Source organism: Tabrizicola sp. M-4, from assembly GCF_051132405.1.
GTDB lineage: Bacteria > Pseudomonadota > Alphaproteobacteria > Rhodobacterales > Rhodobacteraceae > Paragemmobacter.
The window spans coordinates 1,165,044-1,183,559 of sequence record NZ_CP128606.1 but is presented as its reverse complement, the minus strand read 5'-3'; the positions used below and the strand labels follow the sequence as shown (position 1 = coordinate 1,183,559).

Here is an 18,516-nt window from a genome sequence, read left to right as displayed (position 1 = left end):
AACGGGGGCGGCACCCGCGGCACCGCCCCCAAGGTCACCGCTTACTGCAGCGGGCCCATGACCACTTCATTTGCCACCGCTTCCTGCGTCGCGGCCAGTTCCGGGTCCGAAACCAGACCATAGGCCGCCAGCGGCCCATCCGGCCCCGCGATGTCATCCGACACGAAGAATTCGATGAATTCCTTCAGGCCGGGGATCACGCCGATATGCTGCTTCTTCACATAGAAGAACAGCGGGCGGGAAACTGGATACTCGCCGGTCGCGATGGACTCGACCGTCGGCACCACACCCGACATCGTCGCCACGCGCAGCTTGTCGGTGTTGTTCTGGTAGAAGCTCAGCCCGAACACGCCGATGGCATCCGGATTGGCGTCCAGACGCGCCAGCGTCTCGGTATAGTCGCCGTCGATATCCACCGAAACGCCATCCGTCCGCAGCGTCATGCACAGTTCTTCGGCCTTTTCCTCGTCCCCGCCATTGGCGGCGGCAAAGGCGGCAAAGGCCCCGGTCTCTTCGCAGCCCGCGACGATCACCTTGGTGTCAAAGACTTCCCGCGTCCCGTGCTTGGTGCCGGGGATGAAGGCGAGGATCTGCTGCGCGGGCAGCGCGGCATCCACCTCATTCCACGCCTTGTGCGGGTTGGCGACCAGCGCGCCATCCTTCATCACCTGCGCGCCCAGCGCATTGTACCACTGCGCGGGGGTAAAGGCGAATTCCGGCCCGTCCACCTTGGACGCGAAGACGATCCCGTCATAGCCGATGCGCACTTCCATGATGTCCGTCACGCCATTGGCGGCGCACAGGTCGATATCCGACTGGCTGATCCGGCTGGAGGAATTGGCGATGTCGATGGTGTTCTCGCCCACGCCTTCGCACATCTTCTTGCGGCCCGCGCCCGAACCGCCGCCCTCCACCACCGGGGCGGGGAAGTCGAAGTTTTCGGCAAAGAGTTCCGCCACGATCGTGGCATAGGGCAGCACGGTCGAAGACCCGGAAATCTGCACATTGTCGCGCGCCAACGCGAGGCTCGTCGAAGCGGCCAGCACCGCGGCAGTGGAAAGGCAAAGCTTGAGGACGGTCATCCGAAACTCCTGACATTTGACCCGAGCGCACCTTGGCGCCTCTCCCCCGCTCTAGCCCCGCGATGTGACCCTTTCGCAAAGGTTGGATGACAGTTTCGTAACAGCATCCCCGTGCGCTTCCGCACCCGCTCGGCGCCCCGGCAAGGCCGCCCGCTCACGAAATCGTGCTTGTTTTCGCTCCCCCTTGGCCCCGCCCCGGCTTGAGGTGCCCGGCCATGGATGGAATTTTGCACCCGACCGCAACCACCGGAACCGCATCATGACACGGATCACAGCCCTCGCCACATTCTCGCTCCTGCTCGGTGGCTGCACCGCAGGCGGCACCGGCGGGCCGGGGTCCGAAGACGCGCCCCTCCCTCCCCTGCCCGAATCCGTCGTGGCCGTCGCCGCGCCGTGGCAGAACCTCGCCACGGCCCGCCTCCTGCCCGAAGACGGCTGCTATTGGTATGAACATTCCGGACAGGTCGAAACCACGCTCCTGCCCCTGCGCACGCCCGAAGGGCGGCCCATCTGTCAGGCCGCCACTCGCTGAACGACGGCTCAGGTCCGCGCCGTCAGGCTTTCCTCCGCCGGATAAAGGAAGGCCGCCGCACCGGTTTCGACCTGCTCGTACAGCACGTTGATATGCGCCATCACCATCCGCACGCAGCCCGAACTCGCGCGCCAGCCGACCGACCGCGGATAGGGCGTCCCATGGATGCGCAGCATCGTATCCCGGCTGCCCTGATACAGATACAGCGCCCGTGATCCCAACGCATTGCCCGGCCCCGGCTCCATCCCTTCCGCATATTGCGCATAGATTTCCGGCTCCCGCGCGATCATCGACGCCGTGGGCGTCCATCGCGGCCATTTCGCCTTGCGCCCGATGGTGAAGAAGCCGGGCTCGTACAGTCCGCCCCGCCCGATCGCCACGCCATAGCGCATCGCGGTGCCGTCCGGCTGGATATGGTAAAGATAGCGCGCGATGGCATCGACATGGATATCCCCCGCCCGCAGCCCGTCCTTCGCCTCCACCCGCGTGGGCAGCAGCCGCGGATGCAGCCCCCAGGGATTCGACGTCGCCGGATCAAACCCCGCAGGCGTCACCTCCGCATCCCAAGCGGCCCACTGCGCCTCCCGCGAAAGGGGCTGCGCGAGGACAGGACCGGAAATGGCGGGTGAAAACAGCGCGGCACCCGTGATGATGAAATGGCGTCTCGTCAGCATGGCCAATCTCCTTCTCGCGCCGTGAATACCGCGCCAAGCGGCTGGACACACATCACATTCTGTCAATCACGCGCGCCCTGCAGCGCGACAGCGCGCCCAAGCCAACAGACACATGCCACCTTCAGGTGCGGCCCGATATCCACATTCAAGGAAGATGGTACCGCCTCCCCGGCTCGAACGGGGGACCCCCAGATCCACAATCTGGTGCTCTAACCAACTGAGCTAAGGCGGCACTCACGGGCCGTTTAACCCCGCCTCCACCCGATTGCAAGAGGCGAAAGCCCACCCGCATCTTGCCTCTTCGCCCCGCCCGCGCTAGGGCAATGCCAACCCCGGCAGGAGGCTATCATGGGCATCGACAAGCAAAGCGACATCGCCGCCAACATCCAGATCGGCCCCACCGATCACGGCATGGTCCGCATCTATGTCGAGGCCGAGGGCGGCATCGAACTCCCGCTGGACTTCGACCCCGACGAGGCGGAGGAGATCGCCGAGGAACTCCGCGCCGCCGCCGAGGCCGCCCGCACCATCGGCACCGCCCCCGCTGCCCCCAAGGGCAAACCCGGCCGCCGCTAGATCATCCCCAGCGCCGCGCCGGGATCGCGCATCACCTGCAGGCGCAAAGCCGCATGTCGGGCGAATTTCTGCACCATAACCTTGCGCCGCGCGGGGGCAAGCGGCGCCTCCGGCCCCATCCGCAGGATTTCGGCATCGAAGGCATCGGCAAGGATCAGCCCCGTCCCCTCCGGCAGCAGGTCCACCGGGAACTCGGCATCCACCGCCCAGAAGAACCGGTCGCACCATTCCAGATAGCCCCGCCATTTCCGGTCCGCCGCAAAATCCGCCCGGCCCGACTTGCACTCCACCACCCAGACCTCGCCCCGCGGACCCAGCGCCATCACATCCACCCGCAATCCGGGGGCTGGCACCAATTCCTCCACCGTGACGAAATCCATCGCGCGCAAACCCCGGCACACCCCACGCGCAAGGCGCTGGCCGGGCATCACGGGAAGGGCATCGACGCTGCTATCCATGCGCCAAACATGAACCAATCGTGAACATCCTGCAAGCCCCCCGCAGGCCCTGCCCTTTCCCCCGCAGCAAATCCGCCTTGCACCGCCCCCCGCAGCGCCCTATCTCATTTCACGGCGGGTGCTGCTCTTCGCGTGCGAGGCTCTTTTCCAGTGGCCGATAAGCAACCGAATGGGGGCTGGCTCTGGCAGGATCTTGGTCCTGCTATCTGGCTCCCACCTGAGACCTCTGGCTCTCGGGAAACCATGCCATCCACGGTCGCTGCGGGCCCGCCACCTGCCGACACCTTTGGTCAGACCGCGCTATTCCCGGCGTGACCCGGCCGCCACGACCCGCAGCGCGAACTGGACCGCGGCAAACAGCCCGCCAAAGAACAGCACCATGATCCCCGCCGCCAAAAGCCCATCTTCCGCCGTCAACACCAGCCGCCCGATCTGTGCCACGTCCAGCAGCACCAGAAGCAAGACGAAACCGATGGCCAGCAGCAACCCCACCAGCACGCTGTCGATGTAAAGCCGTATCAGATCGGGCATGGCAGCCTCCGGTGATCCCCTCACCAGCTAGGCCGCCCCCGTCCGGCGTAAAGCCCCGCCCGCGCTCAGCGGCGGCGCATCTGCCGTGCCATGGGCTTGCGCGCATCGGCCCGCGCCTCCGCCCGCACCGGCACGGGCTCCAGCCGCACCGCGCGCCCGCTGCGCGGCCCCTCGTCGCGATCCGCCATGCGCATGATCACATAGGCGAATTGCGCGCCCGAAAAGATGATCCCGTTGAACACGATCAGCATCGCCGCCGCCACCAAGCCCGAGGACGACCCAAGGATAAGCCCCCGCAACCCGCCGATATCCAGCGCGACCAGCGCGCCAAGGAACAGCACCGAAAGCGCGAACCCCACAAAGATGCTGTTGATATACAGACGGACAAGCTTCGGCATGGCGCGACTCCCTGATCTCCGAATGGAGAGCCTAGCCCTTCGCCGCGCCTGCGCCAGCCCCAAATTGCCGCAGGGCCCCGTGGGCGGCCCAAATCCGCCTGCCCCTGCCTGCAAAAGCGTCAGAACGCGGTCGGCTTGGCCTCGCGCGCCATGTGGTCCAGCACGGCATTGACGAATTTCGACTCCTTCCCTTCGGGGAAGAAGGCCTTCGCCACATCCACATATTCGTTGATCACCACCTTGGGCGGCGTGTCCATGTCCACCAGCTCGGCCCCCGCCGCACGGAACAGCGCGCGGATCACAGGATCGATCCGGTCGATCGGCCATTTCGCCACCAGCGCCCGGTCGGTCATCTGGTCGATCTTCGCCTGCCAGTTCACCGCCCCGTCGACGACCTTGCGGAAATGCTTCGGATCGCCCTCTTCCATCTCGACCTCGTCGAAGACCTCGCCAAAACGATGCGTCTCGAACTCGCGCACGACGGCTTCCACCGTCTGTCCGCTGGTCTCCATCTGGAACAGCGCCTGCACGGCATAAAGCCGCGCGGCCGATCTCATGCGTTTGGCGTCAGGCGCGGTGGTCATGCGCGGAATCCGATCCCCTTGGTCTGGCCGGCCCACTTGCGCGAAAGCGCGACAAGATGCAAGGCCGCCGCCGCCGCGCCACCGCCCTTGTCCTGACCATCCGGGTCCGCCCGCACCTCGGCCTGCGCGCGGTTCTCCACGGTCAGGATACCATTGCCGATGCAGGCCCCCTGCAGCCCCAGCAGGCTGATGGCACGGGAAGAATCGTTGCACACCGTGTCGTAATGCGTGGTCTCACCCCGGATCACGCAGCCTAGCGCCACATAGCCGTCATACTTGGCCTGCCGCTCCGCCATGGCGATGGCCGTCGGCACCTCCAGCGCGCCGGGAACCTCCACCACATCCACCTCCACCCCGCAGGCGGCGGCCTTGGCCCGCGCCCCCGCGACCAGATTGTCGGCAATATCCTTGTAATACGGCGCGACGACGATCAGCAGCTTCACCGGCTTGTCAAAGACCGGCAGCGGCAGGATGTAATGGCTTTCCGATCCCGCCATGGCTCAGCCCTCCCGCAGCGGGCGCGTCCCCGCGATGGTCAGATCGTAACCCTCCAGCCCGACCACCTTCGGCAACGCCGAATTCGTCACAAGCGTGATCGTCTTCAGACCCAAAGCCGAAAGGATCTGCGCCCCGATCCCGTATTGCCGCAGCGTCTGGGGCGAATGCTCGTCCCCCTCCACCATCTTCATCGACGTATCGCGCAGCAGCACGACGACGCCCCGCCCTTCGGCGGCGATGGTCCGCATCGCGGCGGGCAGGTCACCCGCCCCGCCGATGCCCAGCACATCCTCCAGCGCGTTCAGCGAATGCACCCGCACCAACACCGGCGCATCGCCCGTCAAATCGCCCTTGGTCAGGACGACATGCTCCGACCCTTGCATCTCGTCGGCATAGATCCGCATCAGCCAGTCGCCGCCATGCACGGAATTGACGGCCCGGACCGCCTTCTCCTGCACCAGCGAATCATGCTTGCGCCGATAGGCGATCAGGTCCGAGATCGTCCCGATCTTCAGCCCATGCTTCTGCGCGAAGGCGATCAGGTCCGGCAGGCGCGCCATCGTCCCGTCGTCGTTCATCACCTCGCAGATCACCCCCGACGGGTTCAGCCCCGCCAGACGGCTCACATCCACCGCCGCCTCCGTATGTCCCGCCCGCACCAGCACGCCGCCATCGCGCGCCCGAAGCGGGAAGATATGGCCCGGCGACGCGATATCCGCCGCCCCCTTCGTCGGATCCGTCGCCACTGCCACCGTCCGCGCGCGGTCGGCGGCGGAAATGCCCGTGGCGATCCCCTCCACCGCCTCGATCGACAGGGTGAAGGCCGAGGAATGCCGCGACGAATTCTTGCGGTCCATCAACTGCAGGCCCAACTGGTCCACCCGCTCGGCGGTCAGGGCAAGGCAGATCAGGCCCCGCCCATGCGTCGCCATGAAGTTGATGGCATTGGGCGTGCACATCTGCGCCGGGATCACCAGATCCCCCTCGTTCTCGCGATCCTCGTGATCCACAAGAATGAACATCCGCCCGTTGCGGGCGTCCTCGATGATCTCCTCGATGGAGGAGATGGCGTCCGAGAAATCGGTCTTCGTGTCGCTCATGGTCAGGCCCTCGCAGCTCTCGCCCAGCGTCCTAGCGCGCAGCGGGGGCAAAGGCCAGTGCCGAGGCGACGCACAGCCGCTGTGCATCGACATGGCCTGCGTTTTCTGACGCAGAAAACGCGCCGGAAAATGACACATTTTCCGCAACCCGGCGTCCAAGCGATTTCTGCGCCAGAAATCGTCGCGAAATCTGCGTCAGATTTCGCCGCCCCGCCCGGAATAAGCCGTCACTGCCCCCATTCCCGCAGCCGCGCGACATAGCGCGCCATGGTATCCACCTCGAGGTTCACCCTATCCCCCAGCTTCACCTCGCCCCAAGTCGTGGCCTTCTGCGTATGCGGGATGAAGTTGATGCCGAAATCGCAGCCCTCCACCTCATTCACCGTCAGAGAGGTGCCGTTCAAAGCCACCGACCCCTTCGGCGCGATGAACCCCGCCAGCGCATGGGGCGCCCTGAACGTCACCCGCAGCGAATCCCCCTCCGGCCGCAGCCCCACCACTTCCGCCAGCCCATCGACATGGCCCGAAACGATATGCCCGCCCAGCTCGTCCCCCACCTTCAGCGCGCGTTCCAGATTGATCCGCTTGCCGGGGGCCCAGCCGTCGATATTCGTCTTCGACAGGCTCTCCGCGCTGATCTCCACATCGAACCAGTTGCGCGGGGCGGTGCCCAGCGCGATCACCGTCAGGCAGACGCCATCGCAGGCGATGGACGCCCCGATATCGATCCCCCCCACGTCATAGCCCGTGCCGATCCGCGCGCGCAGGTCGCCCCGCCGCTCCGTCTCCAGCACCTCGCCGATATCCGTGACGATCCCGGTGAACATCCCGCCTCTCCTTCTCGACTGCGCCCAAGACCTAGCCCCGACCGCCGCGCTCGGCAATCCGCCCCGGCCCCTTTGCGTGGCGCAAAGGCCCGCGCCCTGCCTAAATTTCGCCGCAGCCCCCTGCAATTATGGCCCCAGTAACAAGTTCCGCCTATCTTTCCGCAACGGTCGTGGGGTGAAACGCCACGCCCTGCCCGCAAAGAGGGCACGTCCATGTGGGGCACAGGATGCGCGTATCCGGCGAAGGCCGCAGCTTTCTCTTCCTTCAGGGCCCGCACGGCCCCTTCTTCCACCGTCTCGGCCACATGCTCCGGGCCGCAGGCGCGCGCGTGCACCGTATCGGCTTCAACCGCGGCGATCAGGCCTTCTGGCCCGATGCCGCCAGCTACATCCCCTTCAAGGGCCGGCCCGAGGATTGGCCCGCCACGCTCGACGCGCTGCTCACCGACCATGCGGTGACCGACCTCGTCCTCTATGGCGACACCCGCCCGATCCATGCCACAGCCGTCGCCGCCGCCCGCGCGCGCGGTCTCACCCTCCATGTCTTCGAGGAAGGCTACCTCCGCCCCTATTGGGTCACCTATGAACGCGGCGGCTCCAATGGCCATTCCCGCCTCATGCGCCTCGCGGTCGACGACATGCGCAGCGCCCTCGCCCGATCCCCCTCCGATCAGCCCGACGCGCCGACCGCATGGGGCGACATGCGCCAGCACATCTTCTGGGGCGCGCTCTACCACCTCTTCGTCTTCGCAGGCAGCGCCGCCTATCCCGGCTTCCGCCCGCACCGCTCCCTCACCGTGGGGCAAGAGGCGAAACTCCACCTCCGCCGCCTGCTCCTGCAACCCATCCACCGCTGGGAACGCATCCTCAAGACGGCGGCCATCCGCCATTCCGGCCACCCCTTCCACCTCGTGCTCCTGCAACTGGAACACGATGCCAGCTTCCGCACCCATTCCCCCTTCCAATCCATGACCGAATTCCTCGCCGTGGTGATGGAAGGCTTCGCCGCAGGCGCCCCGCCGCATCACCACCTCGTCTTCAAGGCCCATCCGCTGGAGGATGGCCGCGTTCCGCTCCGCGCTGAAATCACCCGCCTCGCCGCCCTGCACGGCGTGGCGGACCGCGTCCACTTCATTCCCGGCGGCAAGCTCGGCCCCCTGCTCGACCTTGCCCGCTCCGCCGTCACGGTGAATTCGACCGCAGGCCAGCAGGTCCTCTGGCGCGGCCTTCCCCTGCGCACCTTCGGTGAGGCGGTCTATGCCAAGCCGGAATTCGTCTCCTCCCAACCCCTGCCCGAATTCTTCGCCCGCCCCACGCGTCCGGACCTCCGCGCCTATCGCGACTATCGCCGCTACCTCCTCGAAACCTCGCAGGTTCCGGGCGGTTTCTACTCCGCCCGCGGCCGCCGCGAACTCCTCCGCCATGTCACCGACATGATGCTCTCCCCCGACGATCCCTATGACGCGCTCCGCCTCGGCAACGCGACCCATCGGCAACAGTTGCACCCCGTGGCGTGATGCCCGCAGAAGGTGTTTGGCAAATTCCCCGTTTGTCCTGTAGAGTTGCGGGCAAAACTTGAGGCAAACTCCATCAAGGAGCCCGAGCAGTGAAAATGTCAGTTACCAAAGGGGCCAGGGCCGCGGCCCTGCTTGTGCTTGTTGGCGCCGTCGCAGCCTGCGGCCTGCCGCGCAGTGGCCCGAACAAGAAAGAGATCTTCGCGGGCTCCGTCCTGCGCGAAGGCGATGCCTTCGTCGTCACAGTGAACAGCCGCGTGACCCGCGCCACCGCCGTCACGCCGTCTCTCGGCTTCTCCGACAGCTTCCTCACCGCAGGACGGCTCGGTTCCGACACCATCGCCGCCGGTGACCGCCTGACCGTGACCGTCTACGAAAACGTCAAAGACGACCCGCTCCTCGGCAATTCCGGCCAGCGCCTTTCGCAGCTTTCCGAATTGCAGGTCGATGGCGACGGCTTCATCTTCATCCCCTATGCCGGCCGCATCCGCGCCGCTGGCGCCTCGCCCGAGGAACTGCGGACCGAAATCGCCAAGAAACTCGATCCGCAAACCCCCGACCCGCAGGTCATCGTCCAGCGCATCGCGGGCGACGGGGCGACCATCACCATCTCTGGCGCGGCGGGCGGTCAGGGCGTCTATCCCATCGAACGGCCCACCCGTACCCTCTCGGCCATGCTGGCCCGCGCGGGCGGCGTGACCATCGACCCCGAAACCGCCATCGTCCGCGTCACCCGCAACGGGCAGACGGGCAAGGTCTGGCTGCTCGACCTCTACGAAAACCCGCGCCTCGACATCGCGCTCCGCGCGGGCGACCGCATCGTGATCGAAGAGGACACCCGCTCCTTCGTCGCCCTTGGTGCCACCGGGGCGCAGAACCGCGTGCCCTTCGAAAGCCAGAACCTTTCCGCCATCGAGGCCCTCGCCATCGTCGGCGGCCTGAACACCAGCATCGCCGACCCGACGGGCGTCTTCGTCTTCCGCAACGAACCGGCCGAGGTGGCGAATGCCGTTCTGGGCCGCAACGATCTCGTCGGTGCGCAGCGGATGATCTATGTCCTCGACCTGACCCAGCCCACCGGCATGTTCGAGGCCCGCGATTTCCTGATCCGCGACGGCGACACCGTCTATGTCACCGAAGCGCCCTATGTGCAGTGGCAAAAGACCATCGGCGCCCTCACCGGCACCGCCGGCGCCGCCAACTCGCTGGCCAGCGCCACCGGGACGAACTGATCCGGCCATGGCCAATGGCACCGACAGCACCGCCGGGGAAATTCCCCGGCGGTTGCGTTTCCTGAACGGGGGCTTCCTTTCCACTTCCCTCCGCCGCATCCTTGCCGCCGCGGGCCACGACCTGCGCCCGGGCCTGCCCCGCCCCGGAGAGGGTGTCGTGGTCTGGGGCCGTTCCCCCACCGCCGGGCGGGGCGAGGCCGCCGCCGCCCGCCGCGCCGCCCCCCTGATCCGGGTCGAGGATGCCTTCCTCCGCTCCCTCCGCCCCGGCCGTCAGGGCGACGCGCCCCTCGGCCTGCTGATCGACCCGCATGGGGTGCATTTCGACGCCTCTTCGCCCTCCCTGATCGAGCGGATCATCGCGACACATCCCTTGGATGATTCGAACCTTCTCTCCCGTGCAAGGGACGCAATCGCGCGCCTTCAGGCTTCTGACCTATCAAAATACAACATCCATGATCCGGACCTCGCGCCCCCGCCCCCCGGCTATGTCCTGCTGGTCGACCAGACGCGCAACGATGCCTCCATCCGCCATTCCGGCGCCTCCGCGGCCACCTTCCAGCAGATGCTCGCCGCCGCGCGCGAGGATCACCCCACCGCCCGCATCCTGATCAAGACCCATCCCGAAACCCGCCTCGGCCTGCGCCCCGGCCATTTCGACCCCGCCACCCTCCCCCCGAACGTGACGCTGGAAACCGGCGCGCATTCCCCGTGGAAACTCCTCGAAGGGGCCATCGCCGTCTATGCCGTCTCCTCCCAGATGGGGTTCGAGGCGATCCTCGCCGGTCACCGCCCCCGCATCTTCGGCCAGCCCTTCTATGCGGGCTGGGGCCTCACGCAGGACGAACAGCCCATCCCGCGCCGCCGCCGCAGCCTTACCCGCGCGCAACTCTTCGCCGCCGCGATGATCCTTGCGCCCACATGGTTCGATCCCTGCCGCAACCGCCTCTGCACGCTGGAAGAGGCGATCGACCAGTTGGAGGCCGACACCTTCGCATGGCGGCAGGATCGCCACGGCCATGTCGCCCTGAACATCCGCCTCTGGAAACGCCGCCCCCTGCAACAGGTCTTCGGCCGCATCCGCCCGGTCCTTTTCGCCCGCAACCCCGAACAGGCGCAGCGCCTCGTGCAAAAGACCGGCCGCCGCCTGCTCGGTTGGGGCACGGCAACGCCCGACCTTCCCGCCCTCACCCGCATCGAGGACGGCTTCCTCCGCTCCCGCGGCCTCGGCGCCGATCTGATCCCGCCGCTCTCGCTCGTCACCGATGACCGCGGCCTCTATTTCGATCCCGCCCGCGAAAGCCGCCTCGAAGCCCTCCTCCTTTCCCCGCCCCCGCCGGGGGGTGAGGCCCGCGCCGAACGGCTGATCTCCCGCCTCACCGCCCTCGGCCTCTCGAAATACAACCTCCCCGCTGCCGCCCTTCCCGATCTGACGGAACAGCTTCCCCCCGGTCGCCGCATCCTCGTCCCCGGACAGGTGGAGGATGACGCCTCCATCCGCCTCGGCGCCGGGGATATCCGCACCAACCTCGCCCTGCTTCAGGCCGTCCGCGACGCCAATCCCGACGCCGTCCTGATCTACAAACCCCATCCCGATGTCGTGGCGGGCCTCCGCCCCGGCACGGTCCCGCCCCAAGACCTTGCCCGTCTGGCCAACCTGACCCTGCCGAAGGCCGACCCCATCGCCCTCATCGCCGCCTGCGACGAGGTCTGGACGATCACCTCCACCTTGGGCTTCGAGGCGCTCCTGCGCGGCAGGCGTGTCACGACCCTCGGCGCACCCTTCTATGCCGGTTGGGGCCTGACCCGCGACCTCGGCCCCGTGCCACAGCGCCGCCTGCGGCGCCCCGATGGCAGCCTGCAACCACGTCCCTCGCTTGCCGCGCTGGCCCATGCCGCCCTCATCGCCTATCCGCGATACATCGACCCGGTCACCCGCCGTCCCTGCCCGCCCGAGGTGGCGCTGGACCGCCTCGCCCATGGCCCGATCCCCTCTCCCGGCACCGCGAACCGCCTTCTGGCAAAACTGCAGGGCGCTTTCGCAGGCCATGCCCATCTCTGGCGCCGCTGACCGCATGCCAGGGAAGGCGCACCCGTCCCCTCATCCGGCAGGCTGATGGCACCGACCCGCGACAGGCCCCATCCCGCAGGCCAAGTGCCCTATCCGGCACCGGAAACCCTCCATCCCACGTGCCGGAACCCGTCACCCGTGCCGAATGCCCCGCGCGCGCCCAACGCCCGCGCCAGTGCAGCGACAGCCCCGGTCGAACCGCCAAGACCCCATCCCGCGCACAAAAGGCCCCCGCGAGCCTCTGCCCCTCAATAGATATAGCGGATCTGCTCCATCCACAGCCGTTCCGTCCGCTGCAACCCCTGCCCGATCTGGTCGATCCCCGAAAGGTCCCGCACCCCCCGCCGATGCATCAGCGCGGCATGGCGCGCGAACAGATCCGCAAGCGTGGCGCGCAGCTTCCGCCCCTTTTCCGTCAGCCGCACCCGCACCGACCTGCGGTCCACCTCGGACCGCTGATGGTGCATGTACCCCGCCTCCACCAGTTTCTTCAGATTGTAGCTGACATTCGACCCCTGATAGAAACCGCGCGATTTCAATTCGCCCGCGCTGACCTCGTTCTCGCCGATGTTGAACAGCAAAAGCCCCTGCACGGGGTTCACCTCGACGATCCCCAGCCTTTCGAATTCATCCTTGATCACGTCCAAGAGCAGGCGATGCAACCGCTCCACCAGCCGAAGCATATCCAGATATCCGGCAAGGAAGGCCCGATCAGAGCCATCCAGAACCGCCTCCTGCACCGTCATCGCAACCCTCCGCGAACCTGTCACGAAGGGCAGAATCACCCGAAATTCCCAATATCCGGTAAAGCGTCCTCAGCCTTTCGCAGACAGCCGCGCGCGGGCGAAATCCGCGATCTCGGCCAGCAGACCCGCGATCTCCGCGGGCGGTTCCGCCTGACCAAGGATCCACGCCATCAGGTCCTGGTCATTCTCTTCCAGAAGCAGGTCATAGACCCGCAGCCGCGCCTCATCCAGCCCCGCCAGATGCGCATCCGCCCAAGGCCCCAGCACGAGGTCCATCTCCTTGGTCCCCCGCCGCCAGCTCCGCATCGCCATCCGCTTCAGCCGCGCCTCTGTCGTCTCGCTCATCTTCCCCCCGTCCCCATCCTTGCCCGCAGACGGCCTTCCAACTCGCCCATCCGGCCCGCCAGTGCAAGCACCTCCACCCGCATCCGCGCCAGATCGTCCAGCATCGCCCGCGTCTCGCCGGGCAACGGCCCGCCCGTCGCCGGGGCCTCCTCCTGCCCGCCCTCGCCCGTCAGAAGCCAGCGCAGCGACACGCCCAACAGCCCCGACATCATCTGCATCTGGTTCGCCCGCGGCTCCGCCTGATCGGCCTCCCATGCCTCCACCAAGGGCCGCCGCACGCCAAGCCGCCGCGCCAGCCCCGCGACCGAAAGCCCCGCCGCCTCGCGCGCATGGGTCAGCCTGTCGCCGAATGTCGCCACGTCATCGGTGAAGACCAGCGCCTCCTCGCGCATCGTCCCTTCGTCCGTGCCATGTTCCGCCATCTTGCCTCTCCTTCTTCCGATATCGCTTGATTGCAGGGGGGGCCAACCCTAAGACCATGCACCGGAAAAGACAAACCCTAAGCCCGTCCTCAAAAGGTGCCCCGATCATGGCCTTCCTGTCCGACACGCTCTCCCGCGTGAAGCCCTCGCCCACCATCGCCGTCACCAACAAGGCGCGCGAATTGGCGGCGGCGGGGCGCGACATCATCGGTCTGGGCGCGGGCGAACCCGATTTCGACACTCCCCAGAACATCAAGGACGCGGCCAAACGCGCGATCGACGCCGGGAAGACCAAATACACCGCCGTGGACGGTATCCCCGAACTCAAGGCCGCGATCTGCACGAAATTCCTGCGCGAGAACGGCCTCACCTACACGCCCGCGCAGGTCACCGTCGGCACGGGCGGCAAGCAGATCCTCTACAACGCCCTCATGGCCACGCTGAACCCGGGCGACGAGGTCATCATCCCCGCCCCCTACTGGGTCAGCTACCCCGACATGGTCCTCCTCGCGGGTGGCACCCCCGTCCCGGTCGTTGCGGGCATCGAAACCCAATTCAAACTCACCCCGGAACAGCTTGAGGCGGCGATCACGCCCAAGACCAAGTGGTTCATCTTCAACTCCCCCTCCAACCCCACCGGGGCGGGCTACACGCGCGATGAACTGAAGGGCCTGACCGACGTCCTGATGCGCCACCCCCATGTGTGGGTGATGTCCGACGACATGTACGAACACCTCGTCTTCGACGATTTCAAATTCTGCACCCCTGCCGAGATCGAACCGGGGCTCTACGACCGCACCCTCACCTGCAACGGCGTGTCCAAATCCTACGCCATGACCGGCTGGCGCATCGGCTATGCCGCAGGCCCCGTAGCGCTGATCAAGGCGATGGGCACCATCCAGTCGCAATCCACCTCCAACCCCTGCTCCGTCGCGCAATACGCAGCGCTGGAGGCGCTCACCGGCCCGCAGGATTTCCTCGCCGAGAACCGCACCCTCTTCCAGCGCCGCCGCGACCTCGTGGTGTCGATGCTCAATCAGGCGGCAGGCATCACCTGCCCCACGCCCGAAGGCGCCTTCTACGTCTACCCGGATATCTCCGGCTGCATCGGCAAGGCCACGCCCGCGGGCAAGATCATCACCAATGACGAGGTCTTCGCCGAGGCGCTGCTGGAGGAAACCGGCGTCGCCGTCGTCTTCGGGGCCGCCTTCGGCCTTTCGCCGAACTTCCGCGTCAGCTACGCTACCTCCGACGCCATCTTGGCCGAGGCCTGCACGCGCATCCAGAACTTCTGCGCCAGCCTGATCTGAAGGAGGGATAAGGTGCCGGGCGACCTGCCGGATTACTATTTCCGCATCCGCGAAAACGGCGCCGTGCTGTTCAAGGTCGATACCGAGAACCGCCAGCGCCGCATCGAACTCGACGAGATCGCGACGATCAACCTGCGGAACGGCAATATCAAACCCCATGGGGACCATGACCTGACCGAGGGCGAACGCGCCCTGATCGAAGACTGGATCGCCCGCCGCAGCGCCGAACTCGCCCGCCGCGACCTCGACGACATCCACCGCGCGGTGGACCACCTCAACCTGACCGCGCAATGGGCACAGTCCCGCGCCAGCGATGCCGAACTGGACGCGGTGACCGACGCCCTCCTCCTCGCCATGCACGACCTGCGCAGCGTGCTGATCCGCCGCAAGGCCGACCGTCTGGCAAAACCCACCAAAGCCGCCGAATAACCCCCGAACCCGAAGAACCGTAGGGCGGGGTTCACCCCGCCTCGAAGGGGTTCACCCCGCCCTCAGGAGCCTCACCCCCGTCCCGAAGGCCCTCACCCCGCCACCCCGGCATCCAGCCCCGCCTGCCGATAGCCGGCCCAGAACCGCCACATCAGGCTCGCCGCCGCGCAGGTCAGGCCCACCACCAGCCCCAGCCACAGCCCCACCGCGCCCATCCCCATGGGAAAGGCCAGCACATAGCTGCACGGGATGCCGATCCCCCAGTAACTCACCGCCGCAAGCCACATCGGCACCTTGGTATCCTGCACCCCCCGCAGCAGGCCCAGCGCGATCACCTGCATCGCATCCGCCAACTGGAACAGCGCCGCCAGCGCCAGCAAGACCGTGCCAAAGGCCACGATCTCCGCGCTCTCGGGCTTCTCCATATCGAGGAAGACCGAAACGATCGGCACCGGAAAGGCAAGGAACAGCACCACCATCGCCACCCCGAACCCCGCCGACAGCGCGATCCCCACCAGCGCCCCGTCCCGCATCCCGCGCCGGTCCCCCGCGCCATCGGCATGGGCGGTGCGGATCGTCACCGCGTTGGACAGGCCCAGATGCACCATGAAGGCCAGCGCCGCCACCTCCATCGCAATCCCATGCGCGGCCAGTTCCAGCGTGCCGATCCACCCCATCATCAGGGCGCTCGCCTGAAACAGCCCGCTTTCCATCAACCCTGTCACCCCGATGGGCCAGCCCAGCCGGAACACCCGGCCAAAGGCCACCCAATCCGCCCGCCAGAACCGTTGCCACAGCCGGAACCGCCGCAACTCCGGCAGCCAGCCCGCATAAAGGCCCAGCGCCAGCACGCTCGCCACCTGCACCGCCAGCGTCGCCAGCGCCGCCCCAACCACGCCCAGCTCGGGCGCACCCCAATTGCCGAAGATGAACATCCAGTTCATCGCGACGTTCAGCCCCACAGATCCCAGCGTCACCCACAGCACCACCTGCGTCCGCCCAAGCGCCGCCAGATAGCTCTTCAACGCCATGACCATCAGCGCGGGGATCATCCCCAGCCCCGCCACCCGCAGGTAATCCTGCCCCAGCGCCGCCACCTCCGGCTTCTGCCCCAAGGCCAGCAGCACCGCCTCCGACCACCAGAACAGCGGATAGCAGGCAATCCCGAACAGGATCGACAGCCACAGCCCCATCCGCGCATCCCGGCGCACCTGCACCTCGTCCCCTTCGGCCAGCGCCGCCGCCACCATCGGCATCACCGCCTGCGCGAAACCGGACCCAAGGATGAAGATCACGAAGAAACTCGACGCGCCCAACACGGTGGCCGCCAGTTCCGTCACGCCATACCAGCCCATCATGACCGTATCGGCGACGTGCAGGGACATCTGCGCCAAATGGCTGCCGATCAAAGGCAGGCCCAGCACGAGCAGCGCCCGCGCATGCTGCGTATAGCTCAGGGGTTGTGTCATCCAACCCGCTTACCCGCCCCGCATCTCGGGAACAAGACACCACCCACGCCGCAGCGCAGCGTTTTCTGACACAGAAAACGCGCCGGAAAATGACGCATTTTCCGGACCCTATCCGTTGCGCCAAGGCTGCAAAGCGTTTTTTGCGTCAAAAAACGCCGCGAAATCTGCGTCAGATTTCGCCCCCCCTAAAGCCCCCCGATCATCCCCACCGCAAAGGCCGCAATCACCGCCCCGCCCGCGATCTCCACCCATGGCAGCGCCCGCCAGACCCGTGCCTCACCCAACCCCGCCAAGACCCCCTCGCGCGACCAGACGGCCAGCACCGCCACCGCCACGGTGACGACCGCCACGCCCAGACCAATCGCAAAGGCCCCCGCCACGCCCGCAGCCCCGATCCCCATCTGAAAGGTCAGGATCAACAGGAAAAGCGCCCCCGAACAGGGCCGCACCGCCACCCCGCCGATCAATGCCAGCGTATCCCGCCACCCCACCAGCCCCGCCACCGCCTCCGGGTCCGGCCCATGCGAATGCCCGCATCCGCAGGCCTCCCCATGGTCATGGTGATGCCCGTGGGAGTGCGCATCCGCCCCCGCCCGCGCCTGCCGCATCACCCCGCGCCCGCCCCGCCAGACCAGCCACAGCCCCAGCGCCGCGATCGCCCCCCAACTCACCGCCGCCAGCCATCCCTCGGCCAGCCCCACCATCCGCTCCCGCGTCCAGCCCAGCGCCAACACCCCCGCATAGACCAGCGCCACCGCCACCCCGGCCTGCGCCAAAGACGCCGCCACCGCCACGGCCGACAGCCGCAGCACCGGCACCCGCCGCGCCACGCCATAGCCGCCGATCACGAATTTCCCATGCCCCGGCCCCGCCGCATGCACCACGCCATAGCCGAAACACACCGCCAGCAGCCCGGCCCATGCCGCAGGCTCCCCCGCCTTCACCGCCCGCACCGCACCTGCCAAGGGCGCCTGCAGCGCCCGCTGCGCCTCCGCCGCCATCCGCCCCAGCGCATCGATCCCGCCCAGCCCCCAGATCAGCGCCAGCAGACCCGCCACCCCGATCCCCGCCAGCGTCAGGCCCCGCCGCATGTCACCCGCACCTCCTGCGCGAAGACCGCCCCCACCTCGGGAAAGCCCATCTCGATATCCACGTCCGCCGGAATCTCGGCCAACGCCGCCTGCATCGCCCGCTCCGCCTCGGTCAGATCGGGCGCGATGATCTCGGTCGCGCAGCCCTCGGCCACAACCTCGCGGATGGTGTATTCCGTGTAATAGGTCGGGTCGTAATTCTTCACCACCAGCAGCCCCGCCACCGGTTCCGCCAGATCGCGGATATGGGACGAAACGATCTGCCCGCCCTCATAACGCGCCACCCCGTCCCGCGGGCCCGAAAGCGCCACCTCCCGCCCCCCGGCAAAGGCATAGGTATCCCCCGGAAATCCGGGCTCCCAATTCATGTCGAACCCCTGCAGCGCCGCCGTCTCGGCCTCCGTCAGGCTGCCATCCCCATCCGGGTCCAGCCCCCGCTCCGTGATCAGCACCAGCGAGAAGAACGGGTCATAGGTCCATGTCACCCGCAGCGACACGGCCCTCCCCTCGGCATCGCGCAGCACCTCCAGCGCGGTCTCCATGAAGACATGCGGATGCGCGCCCGCAGGCCCTGCAAGCGCCACCATCCCCACCATCGCCAGACCAAGCCGCATCCCAACCCCGGCACCG

Annotated in this window: 22 protein-coding genes and 1 tRNA gene; 7 read left to right on the top strand and 16 right to left on the bottom strand. The window is 67.2% G+C overall.

Annotated elements, in window-relative coordinates:
* Positions 1 to 41 precede the first annotated feature (41 nt).
* Positions 42 to 1,082 (bottom strand): PstS family phosphate ABC transporter substrate-binding protein, encoded by a 1,041-nt coding sequence (locus tag TabM4_RS05760; RefSeq protein ID WP_434619726.1) that lies wholly within the window; start codon positions 1,080 to 1,082, stop codon positions 42 to 44.
* Positions 1,083 to 1,341: 259 nt separating this feature from the next.
* Here TabM4_RS05760 and TabM4_RS05755 point away from each other — a divergent pair, with 259 nt between their 5' ends.
* Positions 1,342 to 1,614: a hypothetical protein gene (locus tag TabM4_RS05755; protein ID WP_434619723.1), complete on the top strand. Its 273-nt coding sequence runs from the start codon at positions 1,342 to 1,344 to the stop codon at positions 1,612 to 1,614.
* Between the two features lie 8 nt (positions 1,615 to 1,622).
* Here TabM4_RS05755 and TabM4_RS05750 read toward each other — a convergent pair whose 3' ends face one another.
* Positions 1,623 to 2,288, bottom strand: coding sequence for a L,D-transpeptidase (locus TabM4_RS05750; RefSeq protein WP_434619720.1), 666 nt, complete (start codon positions 2,286 to 2,288; stop codon positions 1,623 to 1,625).
* 155 nt (positions 2,289 to 2,443) lie between these two features.
* Positions 2,444 to 2,520: transfer RNA gene (locus TabM4_RS05745), tRNA-His, on the bottom strand.
* 116 nt (positions 2,521 to 2,636) lie between these two features.
* Between TabM4_RS05745 and TabM4_RS05740 the strand changes: the two genes are divergently transcribed.
* Positions 2,637 to 2,864 (top strand): DUF6324 family protein, encoded by a 228-nt coding sequence (locus tag TabM4_RS05740; RefSeq protein WP_434619717.1) that lies wholly within the window; start codon positions 2,637 to 2,639, stop codon positions 2,862 to 2,864.
* On the opposite strand, the gene TabM4_RS05735 is transcribed toward TabM4_RS05740, so the two are convergent.
* The 7 genes from TabM4_RS05735 to TabM4_RS05705 form a co-directional block, all read right to left on the bottom strand.
* On the bottom strand, positions 2,861 to 3,322 hold the full coding sequence (locus TabM4_RS05735) for an MmcB family DNA repair protein (RefSeq protein WP_434619714.1): 462 nt from the start codon (positions 3,320 to 3,322) through the stop codon (positions 2,861 to 2,863). The genes TabM4_RS05740 and TabM4_RS05735 overlap by 4 nt on opposite strands.
* 300 nt (positions 3,323 to 3,622) lie before the next feature.
* Positions 3,623 to 3,853: a hypothetical protein gene (locus tag TabM4_RS05730; protein WP_434619712.1), complete on the bottom strand. Its 231-nt coding sequence runs from the start codon at positions 3,851 to 3,853 to the stop codon at positions 3,623 to 3,625.
* Positions 3,854 to 3,918: 65 nt separating this feature from the next.
* Positions 3,919 to 4,251, bottom strand: a complete 333-nt coding sequence (locus TabM4_RS05725; RefSeq protein WP_434619709.1) for a hypothetical protein — start codon at positions 4,249 to 4,251, stop codon at positions 3,919 to 3,921.
* A 119-nt stretch (positions 4,252 to 4,370) separates the two neighbouring features.
* Positions 4,371 to 4,808 (bottom strand): transcription antitermination factor NusB, encoded by a 438-nt coding sequence (gene nusB / locus TabM4_RS05720; protein WP_434619706.1) that lies wholly within the window; start codon positions 4,806 to 4,808, stop codon positions 4,371 to 4,373.
* A gap of 23 nt (positions 4,809 to 4,831) precedes the next feature.
* Positions 4,832 to 5,332: a 6,7-dimethyl-8-ribityllumazine synthase gene (locus tag TabM4_RS05715; protein WP_434619703.1), complete on the bottom strand. Its 501-nt coding sequence runs from the start codon at positions 5,330 to 5,332 to the stop codon at positions 4,832 to 4,834.
* A 3-nt stretch (positions 5,333 to 5,335) separates the two neighbouring features.
* Positions 5,336 to 6,433 (bottom strand): 3,4-dihydroxy-2-butanone-4-phosphate synthase, encoded by a 1,098-nt coding sequence (gene ribB / locus TabM4_RS05710; protein WP_434619700.1) that lies wholly within the window; start codon positions 6,431 to 6,433, stop codon positions 5,336 to 5,338.
* A 227-nt stretch (positions 6,434 to 6,660) separates the two neighbouring features.
* Positions 6,661 to 7,260, bottom strand: a complete 600-nt coding sequence (locus tag TabM4_RS05705) for a riboflavin synthase (RefSeq protein WP_434619697.1) — start codon at positions 7,258 to 7,260, stop codon at positions 6,661 to 6,663.
* A gap of 227 nt (positions 7,261 to 7,487) precedes the next feature.
* Here TabM4_RS05705 and TabM4_RS05700 point away from each other — a divergent pair, with 227 nt between their 5' ends.
* From TabM4_RS05700 to TabM4_RS05690, 3 genes are all read left to right on the top strand, one after another.
* Entirely contained in the window at positions 7,488 to 8,777 is a 1,290-nt protein-coding gene (locus TabM4_RS05700) for a capsule biosynthesis protein (RefSeq protein ID WP_434619694.1), read from the top strand.
* A gap of 95 nt (positions 8,778 to 8,872) precedes the next feature.
* On the top strand, positions 8,873 to 10,006 hold the full coding sequence (locus tag TabM4_RS05695; RefSeq protein ID WP_434619691.1) for a polysaccharide biosynthesis/export family protein: 1,134 nt from the start codon (positions 8,873 to 8,875) through the stop codon (positions 10,004 to 10,006).
* Between the two features lie 7 nt (positions 10,007 to 10,013).
* On the top strand, positions 10,014 to 12,074 hold the full coding sequence (locus tag TabM4_RS05690) for a capsular polysaccharide biosynthesis protein (protein WP_434619688.1): 2,061 nt from the start codon (positions 10,014 to 10,016) through the stop codon (positions 12,072 to 12,074).
* Positions 12,075 to 12,322: 248 nt separating this feature from the next.
* On the opposite strand, the gene TabM4_RS05685 is transcribed toward TabM4_RS05690, so the two are convergent.
* From TabM4_RS05685 to TabM4_RS05675, 3 genes are all read right to left on the bottom strand, one after another.
* Complete coding sequence (locus tag TabM4_RS05685; RefSeq protein ID WP_434619685.1) at positions 12,323 to 12,820, bottom strand: MarR family winged helix-turn-helix transcriptional regulator; 498 nt, start codon at positions 12,818 to 12,820, stop codon at positions 12,323 to 12,325.
* 69 nt (positions 12,821 to 12,889) lie between these two features.
* The gene (locus TabM4_RS05680; protein ID WP_434619683.1) at positions 12,890 to 13,165 is read right to left on the bottom strand and encodes a succinate dehydrogenase assembly factor 2; all 276 of its coding nucleotides are present in this window, start codon (positions 13,163 to 13,165) and stop codon (positions 12,890 to 12,892) included.
* Positions 13,162 to 13,587, bottom strand: a complete 426-nt coding sequence (locus tag TabM4_RS05675) for a helix-turn-helix domain-containing protein (RefSeq protein WP_434619680.1) — start codon at positions 13,585 to 13,587, stop codon at positions 13,162 to 13,164. The genes TabM4_RS05680 and TabM4_RS05675 overlap by 4 nt, the downstream gene beginning before the upstream one ends.
* Positions 13,588 to 13,694: 107 nt before the next feature.
* Here TabM4_RS05675 and TabM4_RS05670 point away from each other — a divergent pair, with 107 nt between their 5' ends.
* Both TabM4_RS05670 and TabM4_RS05665 read left to right on the top strand, forming a co-directional pair.
* The gene (locus TabM4_RS05670) at positions 13,695 to 14,897 is read left to right on the top strand and encodes a pyridoxal phosphate-dependent aminotransferase (protein ID WP_434619677.1); all 1,203 of its coding nucleotides are present in this window, start codon (positions 13,695 to 13,697) and stop codon (positions 14,895 to 14,897) included.
* 12 nt (positions 14,898 to 14,909) lie between these two features.
* Positions 14,910 to 15,326 (top strand): hypothetical protein, encoded by a 417-nt coding sequence (locus tag TabM4_RS05665; RefSeq protein WP_434619674.1) that lies wholly within the window; start codon positions 14,910 to 14,912, stop codon positions 15,324 to 15,326.
* 92 nt (positions 15,327 to 15,418) lie between these two features.
* Here the strand turns inward: TabM4_RS05665 and TabM4_RS05660 are convergent, their stop codons facing one another.
* The 3 genes from TabM4_RS05660 to TabM4_RS05650 form a co-directional block, all read right to left on the bottom strand.
* A complete protein-coding gene (locus tag TabM4_RS05660; protein WP_434619671.1) occupies positions 15,419 to 16,795 on the bottom strand; it encodes an MATE family efflux transporter in 1,377 nt (458 codons plus the stop codon).
* A gap of 185 nt (positions 16,796 to 16,980) precedes the next feature.
* Positions 16,981 to 17,886: a nickel/cobalt transporter gene (locus TabM4_RS05655; protein ID WP_434619668.1), complete on the bottom strand. Its 906-nt coding sequence runs from the start codon at positions 17,884 to 17,886 to the stop codon at positions 16,981 to 16,983.
* A complete protein-coding gene (locus TabM4_RS05650; protein ID WP_434619665.1) occupies positions 17,871 to 18,500 on the bottom strand; it encodes a DUF1007 family protein in 630 nt (209 codons plus the stop codon). The genes TabM4_RS05655 and TabM4_RS05650 overlap by 16 nt, the downstream gene beginning before the upstream one ends.
* Positions 18,501 to 18,516: the final 16 nt, after the last annotated feature.

Excerpts from the sequence above, each read along its gene's own strand:
- TabM4_RS05760 (WP_434619726.1), bottom strand. The coding sequence starts at position 1,082 with ATGACCGTCCTCAAGCTTTGCCTTTCCACTGCCGCGGTGCTGGCCGCT.
- TabM4_RS05755 (WP_434619723.1), top strand. The coding sequence starts at position 1,342 with ATGACACGGATCACAGCCCTCGCCACATTCTCGCTCCTGCTCGGTGGC.
- TabM4_RS05750 (WP_434619720.1), bottom strand. The coding sequence starts at position 2,288 with ATGCTGACGAGACGCCATTTCATCATCACGGGTGCCGCGCTGTTTTCA.
- TabM4_RS05740 (WP_434619717.1), top strand. The coding sequence starts at position 2,637 with ATGGGCATCGACAAGCAAAGCGACATCGCCGCCAACATCCAGATCGGC.
- TabM4_RS05735 (WP_434619714.1), bottom strand. The coding sequence starts at position 3,322 with ATGGATAGCAGCGTCGATGCCCTTCCCGTGATGCCCGGCCAGCGCCTT.
- TabM4_RS05730 (WP_434619712.1), bottom strand. The coding sequence starts at position 3,853 with ATGCCCGATCTGATACGGCTTTACATCGACAGCGTGCTGGTGGGGTTG.
- TabM4_RS05725 (WP_434619709.1), bottom strand. The coding sequence starts at position 4,251 with ATGCCGAAGCTTGTCCGTCTGTATATCAACAGCATCTTTGTGGGGTTC.
- nusB (WP_434619706.1), bottom strand. The coding sequence starts at position 4,808 with ATGAGATCGGCCGCGCGGCTTTATGCCGTGCAGGCGCTGTTCCAGATG.
- TabM4_RS05715 (WP_434619703.1), bottom strand. The coding sequence starts at position 5,332 with ATGGCGGGATCGGAAAGCCATTACATCCTGCCGCTGCCGGTCTTTGAC.
- ribB (WP_434619700.1), bottom strand. The coding sequence starts at position 6,433 with ATGAGCGACACGAAGACCGATTTCTCGGACGCCATCTCCTCCATCGAG.
- TabM4_RS05705 (WP_434619697.1), bottom strand. The coding sequence starts at position 7,260 with ATGTTCACCGGGATCGTCACGGATATCGGCGAGGTGCTGGAGACGGAG.
- TabM4_RS05700 (WP_434619694.1), top strand. The coding sequence starts at position 7,488 with ATGCGCGTATCCGGCGAAGGCCGCAGCTTTCTCTTCCTTCAGGGCCCG.
- TabM4_RS05695 (WP_434619691.1), top strand. The coding sequence starts at position 8,873 with ATGTCAGTTACCAAAGGGGCCAGGGCCGCGGCCCTGCTTGTGCTTGTT.
- TabM4_RS05690 (WP_434619688.1), top strand. The coding sequence starts at position 10,014 with ATGGCCAATGGCACCGACAGCACCGCCGGGGAAATTCCCCGGCGGTTG.
- TabM4_RS05685 (WP_434619685.1), bottom strand. The coding sequence starts at position 12,820 with ATGACGGTGCAGGAGGCGGTTCTGGATGGCTCTGATCGGGCCTTCCTT.
- TabM4_RS05680 (WP_434619683.1), bottom strand. The coding sequence starts at position 13,165 with ATGAGCGAGACGACAGAGGCGCGGCTGAAGCGGATGGCGATGCGGAGC.
- TabM4_RS05675 (WP_434619680.1), bottom strand. The coding sequence starts at position 13,587 with ATGGCGGAACATGGCACGGACGAAGGGACGATGCGCGAGGAGGCGCTG.
- TabM4_RS05670 (WP_434619677.1), top strand. The coding sequence starts at position 13,695 with ATGGCCTTCCTGTCCGACACGCTCTCCCGCGTGAAGCCCTCGCCCACC.
- TabM4_RS05660 (WP_434619671.1), bottom strand. The coding sequence starts at position 16,795 with ATGACACAACCCCTGAGCTATACGCAGCATGCGCGGGCGCTGCTCGTG.
- TabM4_RS05655 (WP_434619668.1), bottom strand. The coding sequence starts at position 17,886 with ATGCGGCGGGGCCTGACGCTGGCGGGGATCGGGGTGGCGGGTCTGCTG.
- TabM4_RS05650 (WP_434619665.1), bottom strand. The coding sequence starts at position 18,500 with ATGCGGCTTGGTCTGGCGATGGTGGGGATGGTGGCGCTTGCAGGGCCT.